General features: G+C 62.2%; 12 protein-coding genes, 2 tRNA genes and 1 pseudogene. 10 read left to right on the top strand and 5 right to left on the bottom strand.

Annotation, left to right across the window (positions count from 1 at the left end; all coding sequences use genetic code 11):
* Positions 1 to 544: 544 nt before the first annotated feature.
* The 3 genes and pseudogenes from J3P86_RS15200 to J3P86_RS15210 all read right to left on the bottom strand — a co-directional run.
* A pseudogene (locus tag J3P86_RS15200) lies at positions 545 to 1,032 on the bottom strand (integrase family protein); the annotation flags it as partial.
* Positions 1,033 to 1,193: 161 nt separating this feature from the next.
* Positions 1,194 to 1,280, bottom strand: a tRNA-Leu gene (locus J3P86_RS15205).
* Between the two features lie 194 nt (positions 1,281 to 1,474).
* Positions 1,475 to 1,548: transfer RNA gene (locus J3P86_RS15210), tRNA-Cys, on the bottom strand.
* Between the two features lie 340 nt (positions 1,549 to 1,888).
* Here J3P86_RS15210 and J3P86_RS15215 point away from each other — a divergent pair.
* The 10 genes from J3P86_RS15215 to J3P86_RS15260 all read left to right on the top strand — a co-directional run bounded on the left by J3P86_RS15215 (position 1,889) and on the right by J3P86_RS15260 (position 13,516).
* Positions 1,889 to 2,728: an SRPBCC family protein gene (locus J3P86_RS15215; RefSeq protein ID WP_434698331.1), complete on the top strand. Its 840-nt coding sequence runs from the start codon at positions 1,889 to 1,891 to the stop codon at positions 2,726 to 2,728.
* Positions 2,728 to 3,900: a zinc-dependent alcohol dehydrogenase gene (locus J3P86_RS15220; RefSeq protein WP_434698332.1), complete on the top strand. Its 1,173-nt coding sequence runs from the start codon at positions 2,728 to 2,730 to the stop codon at positions 3,898 to 3,900. Before J3P86_RS15215 ends, J3P86_RS15220 begins: the two co-directional genes overlap by 1 nt.
* A gap of 240 nt (positions 3,901 to 4,140) precedes the next feature.
* Positions 4,141 to 5,364 (top strand): MFS transporter, encoded by a 1,224-nt coding sequence (locus tag J3P86_RS15225; RefSeq protein WP_434698334.1) that lies wholly within the window; start codon positions 4,141 to 4,143, stop codon positions 5,362 to 5,364.
* A 98-nt stretch (positions 5,365 to 5,462) separates the two neighbouring features.
* The gene (locus J3P86_RS15230; protein ID WP_434698335.1) at positions 5,463 to 5,978 is read left to right on the top strand and encodes a sigma-70 family RNA polymerase sigma factor; all 516 of its coding nucleotides are present in this window, start codon (positions 5,463 to 5,465) and stop codon (positions 5,976 to 5,978) included.
* Positions 5,979 to 6,944: a FecR domain-containing protein gene (locus J3P86_RS15235; RefSeq protein WP_434698336.1), complete on the top strand. Its 966-nt coding sequence runs from the start codon at positions 5,979 to 5,981 to the stop codon at positions 6,942 to 6,944.
* A gap of 88 nt (positions 6,945 to 7,032) precedes the next feature.
* Positions 7,033 to 9,468, top strand: coding sequence for a TonB-dependent siderophore receptor (locus tag J3P86_RS15240; protein ID WP_434698337.1), 2,436 nt, complete (start codon positions 7,033 to 7,035; stop codon positions 9,466 to 9,468).
* A 62-nt stretch (positions 9,469 to 9,530) separates the two neighbouring features.
* Positions 9,531 to 10,703 (top strand): ABC transporter substrate-binding protein, encoded by a 1,173-nt coding sequence (locus J3P86_RS15245; protein WP_434698338.1) that lies wholly within the window; start codon positions 9,531 to 9,533, stop codon positions 10,701 to 10,703.
* The gene (locus J3P86_RS15250) at positions 10,700 to 11,758 is read left to right on the top strand and encodes a FecCD family ABC transporter permease (RefSeq protein ID WP_434697528.1); all 1,059 of its coding nucleotides are present in this window, start codon (positions 10,700 to 10,702) and stop codon (positions 11,756 to 11,758) included. The genes J3P86_RS15245 and J3P86_RS15250 overlap by 4 nt, the downstream gene beginning before the upstream one ends.
* The gene (locus J3P86_RS15255; RefSeq protein WP_305500576.1) at positions 11,752 to 12,507 is read left to right on the top strand and encodes an ABC transporter ATP-binding protein; all 756 of its coding nucleotides are present in this window, start codon (positions 11,752 to 11,754) and stop codon (positions 12,505 to 12,507) included. Before J3P86_RS15250 ends, J3P86_RS15255 begins: the two co-directional genes overlap by 7 nt.
* Before the next feature lie 229 nt (positions 12,508 to 12,736).
* Positions 12,737 to 13,516, top strand: a complete 780-nt coding sequence (locus tag J3P86_RS15260) for a TSUP family transporter (protein ID WP_305500574.1) — start codon at positions 12,737 to 12,739, stop codon at positions 13,514 to 13,516.
* Here the strand turns inward: J3P86_RS15260 and nudC are convergent.
* Together nudC and J3P86_RS15270 are read right to left on the bottom strand one after the other, a co-directional pair.
* The gene (gene nudC / locus J3P86_RS15265) at positions 13,484 to 14,314 is read right to left on the bottom strand and encodes an NAD(+) diphosphatase (protein WP_434630460.1); all 831 of its coding nucleotides are present in this window, start codon (positions 14,312 to 14,314) and stop codon (positions 13,484 to 13,486) included. The genes J3P86_RS15260 and nudC overlap by 33 nt on opposite strands.
* A gap of 6 nt (positions 14,315 to 14,320) precedes the next feature.
* Positions 14,321 to 15,133 (bottom strand): crotonase/enoyl-CoA hydratase family protein, encoded by an 813-nt coding sequence (locus J3P86_RS15270; RefSeq protein WP_434601012.1) that lies wholly within the window; start codon positions 15,131 to 15,133, stop codon positions 14,321 to 14,323.
* Between the last annotated feature and the right edge of the window lie 69 nt (positions 15,134 to 15,202).

The following is a 15,202-nucleotide window of genomic DNA, read 5'->3' on the forward strand; positions in this document are numbered from 1 at the left end:
CCGCTCAGCGGCGGTCTACTGGCGAATCTGTTGTGAGTTGGTTAGGAGGGGCTCAGCTCAACACTGAAATGCTGACACACGATGTCCCCGGCGCTGGCCACTCCATTTCGCCTTGGACCCTAACAATGACCGCGGCGGCCTCATCTACAGTGCCGGTCCCCGTAGCGATGGAATTACTGACGCTCTGCACATCGGACCGGCGGATATATTCCTGATTACCAGCCGAAATCAGCTCGATTTCTGCATCAATCCGCCAGGCACCACCGTTAGTGGTGGCAGCCCACCCCCCGGCATTCAGCGCGCCGAAAAAGATTCGGATCGTTTTGTTGTTCGCGTTCGCCGCAAACGTGCCGTAGGCCAAAATCTTAACTTTCTGCCCAACTTTTAGAGTTCCGGCAGAAATCGTATAAGACATCAGATCAGTAGCTGTAACGCTGGCGGGGGTACTTGAGGATCCGGTATCGCGATGAACTACAGGTGCAGTGTTGCCGCCAACCAATCGCCCTCCGGAAATCGAAACGCTGCCTACAACTCGAACGTCTCCCTCGACCGTCTGCCGCGATAGCGGCACCAGGTACGGCGGAACAATCCCTTCCCCCTTCACCCGAATCATCTTCTTCAACTGCTTCACGGTGCCGGCTGGCACCGTCCAGAGCGCTGCTTCGAAGTCGAATTGATCGATGGTTGCGCTGCGCAACTCGATCGTACGGACACCAGTCAGCAGTAACAGCCTGATAGCGCTATGGAAGAATCGGCGGCGGCCTGCTTCTCTTTTCGGCGATGCGATAGAGGATCTACTCCTTTCGCGACAAGCGAACGAGCATGATCCCGCTGCTCACGAGCCTCTTTCAGGGAGATTTCTGGATAGGTTCCAAGTGACATGCGCGGCTGCTTGCCATGCCATGAGAACCGGAAGTGCCAGGATTTCGTGCCATTAGGGGCGACGAATAGAGAAAGGCCGGCGCCGTCGGCGATAGAAAATTCTTTGTCGGCCGGTTTGGCCTGGCGCACAGCGGTGTCTGTGAGGGGCATTAGTACACCACCAAGTCAGTCGAACTGAGGAAGGACTGAATGATGTACTAAAAAATGAGATGTGGTGATAATTAGCGAGAACCGCCGAGAACAAAAATACCCGACTCCATTGCGGATACCGGGTTTTTTGAGAATGGGTGATAAAGCCTGAGAATCGTAAATGGTGCCCGAAGCCGGAATCGAACCGGCACGCCCTTACGAGCGGGGGATTTTAAGTCCCATGCGTCTACCAGTTTCGCCATTCGGGCGGTAGCGCGGTCAAGCCGTGTGAAACTGGCAAATGTACATCTGACAGGATCCAGGCTGGTGCAACAGAGCGGGAAATATATACATCCCTCCCCTGTGAAGCAAGGTTGGCATTGACCTTTTCCAAGACAAAACCTTTCCTTACCTGAAAATAAAAAAGCTCTGTAGATCAAGAATCTACAGAGCTTTTCAAAAGTGGAGGCCGAAGTCGGAATCGAACCGGCGTAGGTGGATTTGCAATCCACTGCATAACCATTTTGCTATTCGGCCTCAAGACGCCTGATGCACTACAACCACATCAACCGCATACAAACTGTATCGGAGCCAAGCTCGCTTACAGCGCGCTATCTCCTTGAAAACATTGAAGTTTTTTACGCTCCGATGCATTCGATGGGCGCAATTATGTACTCATTTGCCCAAGCTGACAACCCCTTGATTTCAAAAAAAATTTACCTGACGGCCAGGCCAAAGCGGCTTTTCCACGGGGTAGCGCAACGAGCTGGACCCTTGTCCTCCTGCTCATCGGGAAACCATCGACTTAAACGGAACAACCTCCTTTACCCTCGGTTCATTCGTTATGTCGTCCTTGAATCAGTAAAGGAGAACCATCATGACTGAACGCCCACAACTGGTGGCGAGCCGGGCTCCGGTGCCCACGCCTTCGCATCCCAATCTCGGCAAGCCGGAGCGCCTGATGTCGCTGGCGGCCGGTTCATTGTTGATTGCCAACGGCCTGCGCCAAGGCGGCCTCAAGGGCTGGCCGCAGGTATTGCTTGGCGCGTGTGCTGCCTGGCGTGCCTATTCCGGCACGTGCCGGGTCAAGCGGGCGCTGACTCATAGTCCGTTCGAGCAGACCTTCGAACAGGATCGTGACTGGGGCGGCAGCAAGGTGATTTCCCGCAGCATCACGGTCGGCAAGCCCAGGGAGGAAGTGTTCGCGTTCTGTCGCGACCCGGCCAATCTGGGTGCGCTGATGCCTTGGATCGACGCCATCGAGCAGACCGGCGAACGCACTTATCGCTGGGTCGCCCATGGCCCGATGGACAAGACGTTGCACTGCGACCTCGAACAGTGCGAGCCCAAGGAAGACCGCAAGCTGCACTGGATCGCCGGGCCGGACACACGATTCAAGCACGATATCCAGATGCATTTCAGCGATGCTCCGGGCGGGCGCGGTACGCAGATCAAGGTCATTGTCGCTTGCCAGACGCCGCTCGGCGCGGCTGGCTACGCGCTGGCGGCGGCGATTTCCCGGTTCTCGGACAAAGCCTTGTTGAACGTGCTGCGCAGTATCAAGCAGCAGCTTGAAACCGGAGAAGTCAGCACCAACAGGATGCGCCCGGAGCAGACGCAGGACTTCCTCTTCGTGCACCCCGCCAACAGCGCGACCCAGGCACCCGCCAATGACTCATCCACTGACAAGCCCGAACTCAACGGAGGAACCGTCTGATGCGCGCATTGACTTGGCAAGGCCCCAACAAGCTTCAGGTCGAGACGGTCGACGACCCGTCCATCCTCAACCCTCGTGACGCCATCGTACGGGTGATCCTGTCCTCGGTGTGCGGCTCGGATCTGCACCTGCTGGGCGGTTACGTGCCGACCATGCAGGCCGGTGACATCATTGGCCACGAATTCATGGGCGAGGTGGTGGAGACCGGCTCGGCCGTCACGCAATTCAAAAAGGGCGACCGGGTTGTCACGGTGTCGATTGTCGGCTGTGGAGAATGCGAGCACTGCCAGCGCTCGGACTTTTCCTGCTGTGACAATTCCAATCCGAACCCTACGGCGACAGACATTGCCTACGGCCAACCGGCGTGCGGCATCATCGGCTACAGCCATGCCTTCGGCGGTTATTCCGGCAGTCATGCGACCTATATCCGCGTGCCCTACGCCGACGTCAATCTGTTCAGCATTCCCGAAGGCGTCAGCGATGAGCAGGCAGTGTTTGTCTCCGACGCAGTGCCCACCGGCTATTTCGCCGCCGACAACGCCGACATTCAGCGCGGCGATACGGTAGCGGTCTGGGGCTGCGGCGGGGTCGGGCTGATGGCAATCACCAGTGCCTACCTGCTGGGCGCCGAACGGGTGATCGCCATCGACCGTTTTGCCGATCGCTTGCGCCTGGCCGAGGAAAAAGCCGGGGCCATCGCCCTCAACTACGAGACCACCGATGTGCATGCCGCCTTGCTGGAGCTGACCGGCGGCCGTGGGCCGGATCGCTGCATCGATTGCGTCGGCATGGAGGCCCACGGCACCGAAGTCGATTATTTCTACGACAAGACCAAGCAGATGCTGCGCCTGCACACCGAGCGCGGAACCGTGCTGCGCCAGTCGATCCGCGCCTGCCGCAAAGGCGGGACGGTGTCGGTGGTCGGGGTCTATGGCGGCTTGCTGGACAAATTCCCGATGGGCGCGATCGTCAATAAATCCCTGACCCTGCGTTCCGGCCAGCAACCGGGGCAGCGCTACGTGAAGCGCTTGTTCGAACACATTCAGAACGGTGAGCTGGACCCCTCCTACCTGCTGACCCATCCCATGGGGCTTGAGCAGTCGGTGGACGGCTATGCGATGTTCAAGGAAAAACGCCAGGATTGTCTGCGGGCGGTATTTCGGCCGGAGTGAAGCTCGTGGCGAGGGAGCTTGCTCCCGCTCGGTTGCGCAGCAGTCGTAGACCGGCGGGCGCGGTTTGCCTGATGCACCGTGTCGGGCAATCTGGGGCCGCTGCGCAGCCCAGCGGGAGCAAGCTCCCTCGCCACGAAAGCGGATGCGCAGCCGCGCGATTTCCTCACGGAGCATTTTCCCCTTGCCCCGATCGACGCACTGGTGGATAAGACACAGCTTTGTCGCCCTGCGAATGTGTCCATGCCCCATATAGGTCTCCCCCAGGCTTCCAGTGTGCGCCTGCTCGTCTTCCTGCTGTTCTCCATCCAGCTGGTTTCCATGGGCGCGATGGAAATGAGCGGGCCGTTCTGGCCTGTGCATTTGCGCCAGCTGACCAGCAACGACGCGCTGTTCAGCTTTGCCAGCACGGCGGTGTACGTCGGCCCGATGCTGGGCATCATCCTGACCAGTGCCTTCTGGGGCCGGATCGGTGATCGTTACGGTCACAAGCTGATGATGATCCGCGCGCTGGCGGGGCTCTCGTTGACCCAGCTCGGGCTGGCATTGAGCAGCGATATCTGGGTAATCCTGCTCCTGCGTTTCCTGCAAGGCGCCTTCGCCGGTTATATCGCCCCGGCCCAGGCCTATGGGGTGAGCATCGAGGCACCGTCGCGGCGGGCCAGGCTGTTTGCGATCCTGCAGATTTCCACCAACGTCGGTTCGTTGCTCGGGGCGGTGGTCGGCGGGCTGATTCTCGATCATGCGACGTTTTTCTGGATCAACATCGTCGCCTCGGGCCTCTGCGCCGCATGTACCGTCGTCGCGGCGCTGGCGTTGCCCAACGTGGCGCCAGTAAAAAAAGCACCGCTGGCAGGCAAGCCTCCCCTGCCGCCCAGGCTGTTCGACCCGGCGATCAATTGGCTGCTGGGCATCATGGGCCTCCTGCTGCTGGCGCGAATGCTGCCGCAGACTTCGTTTTCCTTGTACGTGGGGGCGACCTTCGAGGTCAGCAATGCCATGGTCGGGCTTTGCTACGGCTTGCTAGCCCTGGGCTTCATTCTTTGTGCGACGTCCTGGTCGCGCTACTTCGAACGGCGCAACCCGGCGCAAACGCTGCAGGCCATGGCGAGCATTGTCATCGGCCTGGTCATCGTCACCGCCGTGGCCGGCCTGACGCGCCAGCCGGTCGTCTTCGCCCTCGCCTATTTCCTCTGGGGCCTGCTGTTGGGCGCAACCACGCCGGTGCTGACGGCGCTCATCTCCCGAAGCGTCGACAACAGTCGCCAGGGCCAGGTGCTGGGGTTGGCCCAGGGCGTTTCACAGACGGCATCGATCATTGGCATCTCCCTTGGCGCATTGCTCAGCCAGGTGTATGGCCTGAAGCACATTTTTCTTTATGTCTGCCTCGCCTACGCAATCGCACTGGTGCCGTTGATGCTGCTGCGCCACAAACCACTCGGAATGGCCGACAGGGCTGGCGAATAGCGACACAAACCTAAATTGCCCGCCTATCAACCTTGCGCGGCACTGAGCGCCTCCACTACTATTGGGAATAATTCTCACTATCAAAAAATACAACAGCCATGAGCGATCCAGGGTCAGCGGTCAACGATTGTCACCTGCGCACCGTCGCAGACCTCTACAGCGGACACCATGGCTGGTTGTACGCCAGGCTTTATCGAAAACTGGGCAATGCGCTGGACGCCGCCGACCTGGCCCATGACACGTTCATTCGCATCCTCGCCTCGAAGGTGGCGGTGATCGAGGAACCGCGTGCGTACCTGAGCTGCGTCGCCGGGGGCATCCTGGTCAACTGGTTCCAGCGCAAGGCACTCGAACGCGCCTACCTCCAGGCACTGGCGACATTACCCGAGCCCGAGGCGCCCTCGCCCGAACGACGCTTGCTGGTGCTCGAGACGCTGCATGAAATCGACGCCATGCTCGACACCCTGCCGCCCCTGGTAAAGCGTGCGTTCCTGCTGTCGCAGATCCATGGCCTGAAATATGACGACATCGCCACGCAACTCGGCGTTTCGCTGATCACCGTCAAGCGCTACATGAAACAGGCTTTCCTGCACTGCCTGATGCTGGTGGACTGAATGCCCGCCCATGACCGCCACGCCCTCGACCCGGCCATTCTCAACGAAGCCGCCGATTGGCTGATGCGCCTGAGCGAAGGCAGCGTCAACGACGCCGAACGCCTGGAGTGGGAACGCTGGCGTACCAGCAGCCCGGCCCACCGCCAGGCCTGGGCGCGGGCCGAACTGCTGCTGAGCAAGCTGCAAGGCTTGCCGCCCGCGCTGGCGATGCCGGCGCTGGACCGCCCGAGCAATCCGGCGCGGCGTGCCGCCATGGGCAAGCTGGCCGCCCTGCTCGCCCTGGCGCCATTGGCCTGGGGCAGCTGGAAGCTCAACGACTGGCAACAGTGGACCGCCGATTACCGCGCTCCGGTGGGCGAGCGGCGCGACCTGACCCTGACCGACGGCACCCGCCTGACGTTGAACACCGACACCGCAATCGATGTATTTTTCGACGAACACCAGCGCCTGCTGCTGTTGCGCCGAGGCGAAATACTGGTCCAGACCGCAGCGGACCCAGCAGCGCTCGCCCGGCCGTTCCGGGTGCAGACCGACGAAGGCCGGATGCAGGCGCTCGGGACGCGCTTCAGCGTTCGCGAAGACACCGGCCATACTCGCCTCGTCGTGCTGGAAGGCGCGGTGCGCATCGAGGTCAAGGGCATCGGCGAGCAAGTGGTCGGGGCTGGCCAGAGCAGCGGTTTTACCGCCCGGGGCATCGACGCCCTGAAACCTGCCGACAAGTCGGTGCTGGCCTGGACCCAGGGCATGCTGATGGCCGACAACATGCGCCTGGCGGATTTCGTCAACGAACTGAGCCGTTATCGCAACGGCGTCCTGCGTTGCGACCCGGCGATCGCCAACCTGCGGATATCCGGCGCCTTTCCCCTGAACGACAGCCGGCAGACCCTGAACATGCTCGCCCGAACCTACCCCATCCGGGTCACATCCCGCCTGGGCGATTACTGGGTCATGCTGGCGCCGGCTTGAGCGCTGAAAAAATAATCGGGCGGGGCTGATACTTTTTTCAATCCTGGCTGGCTTAGAGAGCAAACCCTCTGCACAGGATCACCCCGCCATGCCCGTTGCCCGCCCCCTGCGTTCGGATCGCAAGCTGAATCTGGCGATTCGCAGTGCCATGCTCAGCGTTGCACTTTCCACCTTGAGCCCGTGCACCTGGGCGGCACCGGGCGCGCCGCTGGACAACGTTGCCAGCCAGTCCTACAACATACAGCCAGGTCCCTTGGGTGCCACGTTATCGGCGTTCGCCGTGCAGGCCGGCATCGCATTATCGTTTGAACCCTCCCTGACCCAAGGCTTGAACAGCCCGGGCCTTTCAGGGCAGTTCACCGCGCGTGAAGCGTTTACCCGATTGCTGGCCGGCAGCGGCCTGGAACTGGTCGCCCGCGACGATGGCAGCTACACCCTGGAAAAATCCGCCGGCGACGGGGGGCTGGCCCTGGCGCCAACCACCATCAATGCCGCCGAGGTGCGCCCCGGGGATTTGCCGCCGACCTACAGCGGTGGCCAGGTGGCCCGTGGCGGCCGGGTTGGCCTGCTGGGTAACAAGGACCTGATGGACACGCCATTCAGCGTCAGCAACTACACCTCGACCCTGATGAAGGACCAGCAGGCCGTGACCGCCGCCGACGTGCTGGAGCGCGACTCCTCGGTGCGCTCCACCGGCCAGACCGGCGGCATCGTCGATTCGTTCTTCATTCGCGGTTTCCCGGTGGGCGAAGGCAACCTGGGTGAGCTGGCGTTCGACGGCGTGTACGGCGTGGCGCCGAACTACCGGGTGTTCACTGAATATGCCGAGCGCATCGAGGTCATCAAGGGCCCGGCTGCGCTGCTGTACGGCATGTCGCCCAACAGCGGCGTCGGTGGCGTGATCAACATCGTGCCCAAGCGCTCGCTGGACCAGGACCTGACTCGCGTTACCGCCAGCTACGCCATGGACACCCAGGCAGGCGGGCATGTCGACATCAGCCGCCGCTTCGGCGAGGAACGCCGCTTCGGTGTGCGCGTCAACGGCAGCCTGCAGGGTGGCGACACCGCGATCGACAAGCAGTCCCGGGATGTCGGCATCGGTGCGATCTCCCTGGATTACCAGGGCGACCGGTTCAGGACCAGCCTGGACCTGATCAGCCAGGAAGAACAGTGGGACGCACCCTCCCGGCCGTTTGCCATCGCCAGCGGTGTCGAGGTGCCTTCGGCGGCCAACGGGCGCAGCAACGTGACCCAGGAATGGGGCTGGTCCGAAACCCGCGACAAGTCGGCGCTGCTCAGTGGTGAATATGACCTGAGCGACAACCTGACGGTATTCGGCCACGCCGGGGGCGGCAAGTCCGATGTGGCACGACTGTCGGACCAGACCCCGACGATCCTCAACAGCGCCGGTGACACCCGCTCGGTACCGGGCTACTACAAGTTCGAGGTGGAGCGTTACACCGTCGATGCCGGTGCCCGTGCCCGCTTCGAAACCGGTCCGGTCAGCCACAGCGCCACCTTGCAGGCCAGCCGCTATCGCGATGAATTGCGCCGAGGAATCAATTCCGGCGCCCCGGTCTTTTCGAATATCTATCACCCGGTGGCGCGCGACAAACCGTCCATCGCATCGCCCGATGTGGCGAAGGTCTCCGATACCGAACTGTCCGGCGTGGCCCTGGCCGATACCTTGTCGATCCTCGATGAACGGGTCCAGGTAACGCTTGGCCTGCGCAAGCAGAGCATTGAATCAAACAACTACAACACCCTCGGGAATGTCACCAGCGCCTATGACGAAAGCGAAACCACGCCTTTGTTCGGCGCGGTGGTCAAGCCCTGGGAACATGTGTCGTTCTACTACAACTACATCGAAGGCCTGAGCAAGGGCGACACTGCGCCGGCCACTGCGAGCAACTCGGGCGAAATCTTCAAGCCCTACATCTCTCGCCAGCAGGAGGTCGGGGTCAAGGTCGACTACGGCACGTTCACCTCGACCCTGGCGCTGTTCCAGATCAAGAAGCCCGCCGGCGAATTGACCAACGGCACGGCCGGTGGCGTGTATTCGGTCCAGGGCGAGCAGCGCAACCGCGGCATCGAACTGAACATGTTCGGCGAACTGCGCGAGGGCACGCGTCTGCTCGGTGGCGTCACCTTGCTCGACGGCGAACTCACCAAAAGCGGGACCGCCGCCAATCGCGGCAACAAACCGGTGGGCGTGCCCGAAGTGCAGGCCAACCTCTGGGCCGAATGGGACACCCCCTGGGTCCAGGGCCTGACGTTGACCAGTGGAGCGATCTACACCGGCAGCCAATACGTCAACCAGGCCAATACCCAAGAGCTCGATCCGTGGACACGCTTTGATGCCGGCGCCCGCTACAGCACGGTACTCGATGGCCGGCCGACCACGCTGCGCGCCACGGTGCAGAACGTGTTCGACCGCGAATACTGGTCCGGCGTGGCCTCCTACGGCGCGTTCTCCCAAGGCGCGCCACGCACCCTGTTGCTTTCAGCGACGGTCGACTTCTGATTGCGCCTCGCCCCAACAGCGCGTGCACCGCTGGCGGGGCGATCCCTGACAAGGTTCCAACCATGCAGATTCAATCTCTGACGCGCTCATCGCTCATCGCCTGGCTGCTGGGTGCTACCGCCCTGCTGCTGAGCGGCCTGGTGTTTTCAGACACCTTGCCCGCCACCAGAACCACCGTCACCGACTTGCTCGGCCGCCAGGTCCAGGTGCGCATTCCGGTGCAACGGGTGATCCTCGGCGAAGGTCGCCAGTTGTACCTCGTCGCGGCACTCGACACCGACAACCCGATCCGCCGCATCGTCGGTTGGCGCAAGGACCTGATCCAGTCCGACCCGGACACCTACGGCGCCTACCTGCGGCGGTATCCGGCAATTGCCCGGATTCCGACCTTCGGCGGTTTCGAAGACGGCACCTTCGACATCGAGCAAGCGATCAGCCAGCAACCGGACGTGATCGTCCTCAACATCGAGGCCCAGCACGCCACCGAAGACGCGCGCCACATCGAGAAACTCGATGCGCTGGGCATTCCGGTGGTCTACGTCGACTTTCGCAACAACCCGATGCAGAACACCGAACCGACCATGCGCCTGTTTGGCCAGCTGTTCGGCGAAGAGGCACGCGCCGAGGCGTTCATCGCCTTTCGCAACCAGCAGATCCGTCGCGTCACCGATGTGATCCAGGCCCGCCAGCCGCCCCGCCCGAAAGTGTTCATCGAACGCATCGGTGGCTACACCGACGATTGCTGCCTGAGTTTCGGCAACGAAAATTTCGGCCGTTTCGTCGAGCTGGCCGGGGGCCGCAACATTGCCAGCGCAATCATTCCCAACACCTTTGGCCAGTTGAACGCGGAACAGGTGATCGTCGCCAACCCGGAACAGGTGGTGGTCACCAGCGCCAACTGGGAGGCCTTTGCGCCGGGCGGGCACTGGGTCGGTGTCGGGCCCGGCGCCGATCTGGCCGAGGCGCGGCGCAAATTGCAGTGGTACACCGCCCGCCCGGCCTATGCCGGGATCAAGGCTCAGCAAACCCAGGGCTTTCATGCCATCTGGCACCAGTTCTACAACAGCCCGTACCAGTTCATCGCCATCCAGCAACTGGCCAAGTGGTTCCATCCGGAGCTGTTCACCGACCTGGACCCCGACGCGACGTTTCGCGAGTTCCACCAGCGCTTCTTGCCTGTGCCCTATGAGCCAGGCTATTTCGTCAGCCTCAAGCCCGCGCAGGCCCAACCATGAATGGCCGTATCGAGGGTATCGCCCTGGGCACGATTTACCGCGAGCAGGTCTGGCGCAAACGCTTGATCCTGATCGGCCTGGCCCTGTTGCTGCTGTTCAGCGTGCTGCTCGACCTGGCCCTCGGCCCGGCCAGCTACAGCCTGGATGAAGTCCTGGGCGCGCTGTTCTCTCCGGATGCCGCGGCGCCGCAAGTGCGGGTGGTGATGTGGGATATCCGCCTGCCGGTGGCGCTGATGGCCGTGGCCGTGGGCGCCGCGTTGTCCCTGGCCGGCGCGCAGATGCAGACCATCCTCAACAACCCGCTGGCGAGCCCATTCACCTTGGGCATCTCGGCGGCAGCCAGTTTCGGCGCGGCCCTGGGCTTGGCATTCGGCGTGGCCCTGGTGCCGGTGATCGCCCAATACATGGTGCCGCTCAATGCCTTTATCATGGCGATGCTCTCGGCGCTGCTGATTCATGTCCTGAGCCTGCGCCGGGGCATGACCAGCGAAACCATCGTGCTGCTCGGTATCGCCCTGGTCTTCACCTTCAATGCGCTGTTGGCGCTGGTGCAGTTCTTCGCCACCGAGCAGGCCGTGGCCGCCGTGGTGTTCTGGACCATGGGCAGCCTGACCAAGGCCACCTGGCCGAAACTCGGCGTGATCTGCCTGGTAATCCTCGTCACCTTGCCGATTTTTGCCCGCCGCGCCTGGGCCATGACCGCCCTGCGCCTGGGGGATGAAAAAGCCGCGAGTTTCGGCATCAACGTGCGCAAGTTGCGCTTGCAGACGCTGATCATGGTCAGCCTGCTGGCCGCGTTTCCAGTGGCGTTTGTCGGCACCATCGGCTTCATCGGCCTGGTGGGGCCGCACATCGCCAGGATGCTGATCGGCGAGGACCAGCGTTTCTTCCTGCCGGCCTCACTGCTGACCGGCGCGCTGATCCTGTCGGCCAGTTCGGTGGTGAGCAAGACCCTGATACCCGGGGCGATCTTCCCGATCGGCGTGGTCACGTCGCTGATCGGCGTGCCGTTCTTCATTTCTCTCATTCTGGGCGGCAGGAAACAGTCATGGTGACGATCGAGCTGCAAGGTGTCGGCGCTCGTTATGGTCGTCGGTCGATACTGGACGGGATCACTACGCCGCTGCTCACGGGTGGCGAGGTGGTGGCGGTGGTGGGGCCCAACGCGGCCGGAAAATCGACCCTGTTCAAACGCATCGCCGGCCTCATCGACGGCCCCGGCCATGTTCGCCTGGAAGGCTCGCGCAGGGGCCAGCAGGGCATTTGCTACATGCCGCAGAACCTCAACGCCAACGCCCGGCTGACGGTCTACGAATCGGTGCTGCTCGCGCGCAAACAGCAGGCGCCCGGCTGGACAGTGCAAGCTGATGAGCTGGAAGTGGTGGACCGCATCCTCGCGTCCCTGGGCATCAGTGATTTGTCGTTTCGCAACCTCGGTGAACTGAGCGGTGGGCAACAGCAACTGGTGTCCATCGCCCAGACGCTGGTGCGCGAGCCCGAAGTCCTGTTGATGGACGAACCCACCAGCGCCCTGGACATGCACCGCCAGGTCCAGGTCCTGAGCTTCATGCGCGCCCTCGCCCGCCAACACTCGATCATCGTGTTCATTGCCATTCACGACCTGAACCAGGCGTTGCGCTTTGCCGACCAGGTGCTGGTCATCGCCGAGGGCACCCTGCAAGGCTGCGGTCGAAGTGAAGAAGTGATCACCGAGCAGATGCTGCGCAACGTGTACCGGGTCCAGGCCCGGATCGAACGCTGTTCAAGGGATGAGCGGCACATCATCGTGGACGACGTGGTTTGAGTGGGTAGCTTGGCGAGGTAGCTTGCTCCCGCTCGGCTGCGCAGCAGTCGTAGACCGGCGGGCGCGGTTTGCCTGATATACCGTTTGCGGCAATCTGGGGCCGCTGCGCAGCCCAGCGGGAGCAAGCTCCCTCGCCACGATTTGAGGCAGTCGCGGCCCGGCGTTGTTATGGGTAACATAGCGGCCTTTCCCGCAGTCTTTCTGCGCCCTGCCGAATAAGCCCCATTCCATGCCTTTTGAACTCAGCGTCGACCTTTCTACCCTCGCTATCCTTGCCGTCGTCGCGTTCATCGCCGGCTTCATCGACGCCATCGCTGGCGGCGGTGGGCTGCTGACCACGCCGGCGTTGCTGACCGCCGGCCTGCCACCGCACCTGGTGCTGGGCACCAACAAGCTCAGCTCGACCTTCGGCTCAGCCACGGCCAGTTTTACCTTTTACAAGCGCAAGCTGTTTCACCCACGGCAATGGACCCACGCCCTCGTCGGCACGCTGGTCGGTGCCTTGGTCGGCGCCGTCGTTGCTCATTACCTGCCCGCCGAGTGGCTGAACAAGATGCTGCCGGTGATTGTCTTTGCCTGTGGCCTGTACCTGTTGTTCGGCGGCACGCCCAAGGCGCCGCTGGACAGCAATGCGCCGATCAAGAAGACGTGGCAGTCATCCCAGGGTTTCACCTTGGGTTTCTACGACGGCGTGGCCGGCCCGGGCACCGGTGCGTTCTGGACCGTCAGCAGCCTGCTGCTCTACCCCATCGACCTGGTCAAGGCCAGCGGCGTGGCCCGCAGCATGAACTTCGTCAGCAACATCGCGGCGCTGTCGGTGTTCATCTTTTCGGGCCAGGTGGATTGGATCATCGGCCTGAGCATGGGCCTGTCGGTGATGGTCGGCGCGTTCTTCGGCGCGCGCACCGCCATCAGCGGCGGCGCGAAGTTCATCCGCCCGGTATTCATCACCGTGGTGCTGGGCCTGACCGTGCGCCTAGCCTGGCAGCACTGGTTCAGCGTGGCCTAGACGGCGGGCGACATACAGGTCGATCAGGTAGCGGGCGATGGAGCGCGAGGCCGGCAACGGCGGCAGGTCATGGACGCTGAACCATTGGGCGTCCTCGATCTCGTCTTCCTGGGGCACGATCTCACCGCCGGCATACTCGGCATGAAAACCCAGCATCATCGAATGGGGAAACGGCCAGCACTGGCTGCCCACGTACTGGATGTTCTTCACCTCGATGCTGACCTCCTCGCGCACCTCCCGGACCAGGCAATCCTCGGCCGACTCGCCCGGCTCGGCAAACCCGGCCAGGGTGCTGTAGACACCGGTGACAAACCGGGGCGAACGGGCCAGCAAGACCTCATCGCCACGGGTAATCAGCACGATCATGCTCGGCGAGATTCGCGGGTAATGCCGCAGATCGCATGCCTCACAGTACATCGCCCGCTCTCGCGGCACCTGGATCATGCGCTGGCCGCAACTGCCACAAAAGCGATGTTCGCGAGCCCAGGTGCCGATCTGCGCCGCATAACCCAGCACCTTGAACAGCGTGTGGTCGTCCTCGAGCATGAAGGCCCGCAGGCCTTTCCAGTTGCAGCCGGGAATCTCCAGCGAGCTATGCAGTTCCAGCAGGTAGACCGGCTCGCCGTCAAGATGGCCAATGCCGTGCTCGGCGAGAATCGACACATCCTGGCGCTTGAGCCACTCGCGGGGAAACAACGCGCCGTTGTCGTCGTAGAGAAAGCCCTCCGGGCTGCGGGCCACGGCCCAGCCGCCCGCGAGGTCGGTGTCGAGTACTGCGGTGGTCCAGCGTGAAATCATGATCGATCAATCCAGAAATTCGGGTTTCTGTTTGCTCATATGGGCGGCCATGGCCACGCGCAGGTCATTCGATTGCAGCATGGCGGCATTCCACGTAGCGACGTATTCCAGCCCGTCGTCGATGCCGTGATCACGCATGTAGCCAATCATTTCCTTGGTGCCGGCTATGGCGATCGGCGACTTGGCGGCGATTTCCCGGGCGATGCCCATCACTCCGTCAAGCAGGCTGGCGGTATCGCTGTAGACACGATTGACCAGACCAATGCTGCGCGCTTCGTCGGCACCAAAGGTGCGCCCCGTATAAGCGAGTTCACGCAGCATGCCGTCCCCGATGATCCGGGGCAAGCGTTGCAATGTGCCAACATCGGCCGCCATGCCGATGTCGATTTCCTTGATGGAGAATTGCGCATCCTCGGCCGCGTAGCGCATGTCGCAGGCAGAAATCAGGTCGATGGCACCGCCCAGGCAATACCCCTGGATCGCCGCGAGAACCGGTTTGCGGCAATTGTCCACGGCGTTGAACGAGGCTTGCAGTTCGAGGATCTTGCGCCGCAGCACACGGGCGTTGCGGCCGACGTCCTTGCCCAGTTCGTTCGCCACGCCGGCCAGCATCATCAGATCGATACCCGACGAAAAATGCTTGCCGGCACCGCTCAGGACCACCACCCGCACTTCGTCGGTATCGTCGATCCACTGGAAGATCTCGATGATCTCGCTCCAGAACGCGGCGTTCATGGCATTGATCTTGTCGGGGCGATTGATCTGCACATGGGCGATTTTGTCTGCAAGTTCGACGTGGAACGCTTGGTATTGCGACATGGCAGTGATCCTTTACCGGCTGAAAAGAGGCCTGAACTATACCAAGCCATCGCCAAGGGACGTAGGCAG

This window comes from Pseudomonas sp. D1-1 (assembly GCF_051132225.1).
Lineage (GTDB): Bacteria > Pseudomonadota > Gammaproteobacteria > Pseudomonadales > Pseudomonadaceae > Aquipseudomonas.

Excerpts from the sequence above, each read along its gene's own strand:
- J3P86_RS15255 (WP_305500576.1), top strand. The coding sequence starts at position 11,752 with ATGGTGACGATCGAGCTGCAAGGTGTCGGCGCTCGTTATGGTCGTCGG.
- J3P86_RS15230 (WP_434698335.1), top strand. The coding sequence starts at position 5,463 with ATGAGCGATCCAGGGTCAGCGGTCAACGATTGTCACCTGCGCACCGTC.
- J3P86_RS15215 (WP_434698331.1), top strand. The coding sequence starts at position 1,889 with ATGACTGAACGCCCACAACTGGTGGCGAGCCGGGCTCCGGTGCCCACG.
- J3P86_RS15235 (WP_434698336.1), top strand. The coding sequence starts at position 5,979 with ATGCCCGCCCATGACCGCCACGCCCTCGACCCGGCCATTCTCAACGAA.
- J3P86_RS15250 (WP_434697528.1), top strand. The coding sequence starts at position 10,700 with ATGAATGGCCGTATCGAGGGTATCGCCCTGGGCACGATTTACCGCGAG.
- J3P86_RS15225 (WP_434698334.1), top strand. The coding sequence starts at position 4,141 with ATGCCCCATATAGGTCTCCCCCAGGCTTCCAGTGTGCGCCTGCTCGTC.
- J3P86_RS15240 (WP_434698337.1), top strand. The coding sequence starts at position 7,033 with ATGCCCGTTGCCCGCCCCCTGCGTTCGGATCGCAAGCTGAATCTGGCG.
- J3P86_RS15260 (WP_305500574.1), top strand. The coding sequence starts at position 12,737 with ATGCCTTTTGAACTCAGCGTCGACCTTTCTACCCTCGCTATCCTTGCC.
- nudC (WP_434630460.1), bottom strand. The coding sequence starts at position 14,314 with ATGATTTCACGCTGGACCACCGCAGTACTCGACACCGACCTCGCGGGC.
- J3P86_RS15270 (WP_434601012.1), bottom strand. The coding sequence starts at position 15,133 with ATGTCGCAATACCAAGCGTTCCACGTCGAACTTGCAGACAAAATCGCC.
- J3P86_RS15220 (WP_434698332.1), top strand. The coding sequence starts at position 2,728 with ATGCGCGCATTGACTTGGCAAGGCCCCAACAAGCTTCAGGTCGAGACG.
- J3P86_RS15245 (WP_434698338.1), top strand. The coding sequence starts at position 9,531 with ATGCAGATTCAATCTCTGACGCGCTCATCGCTCATCGCCTGGCTGCTG.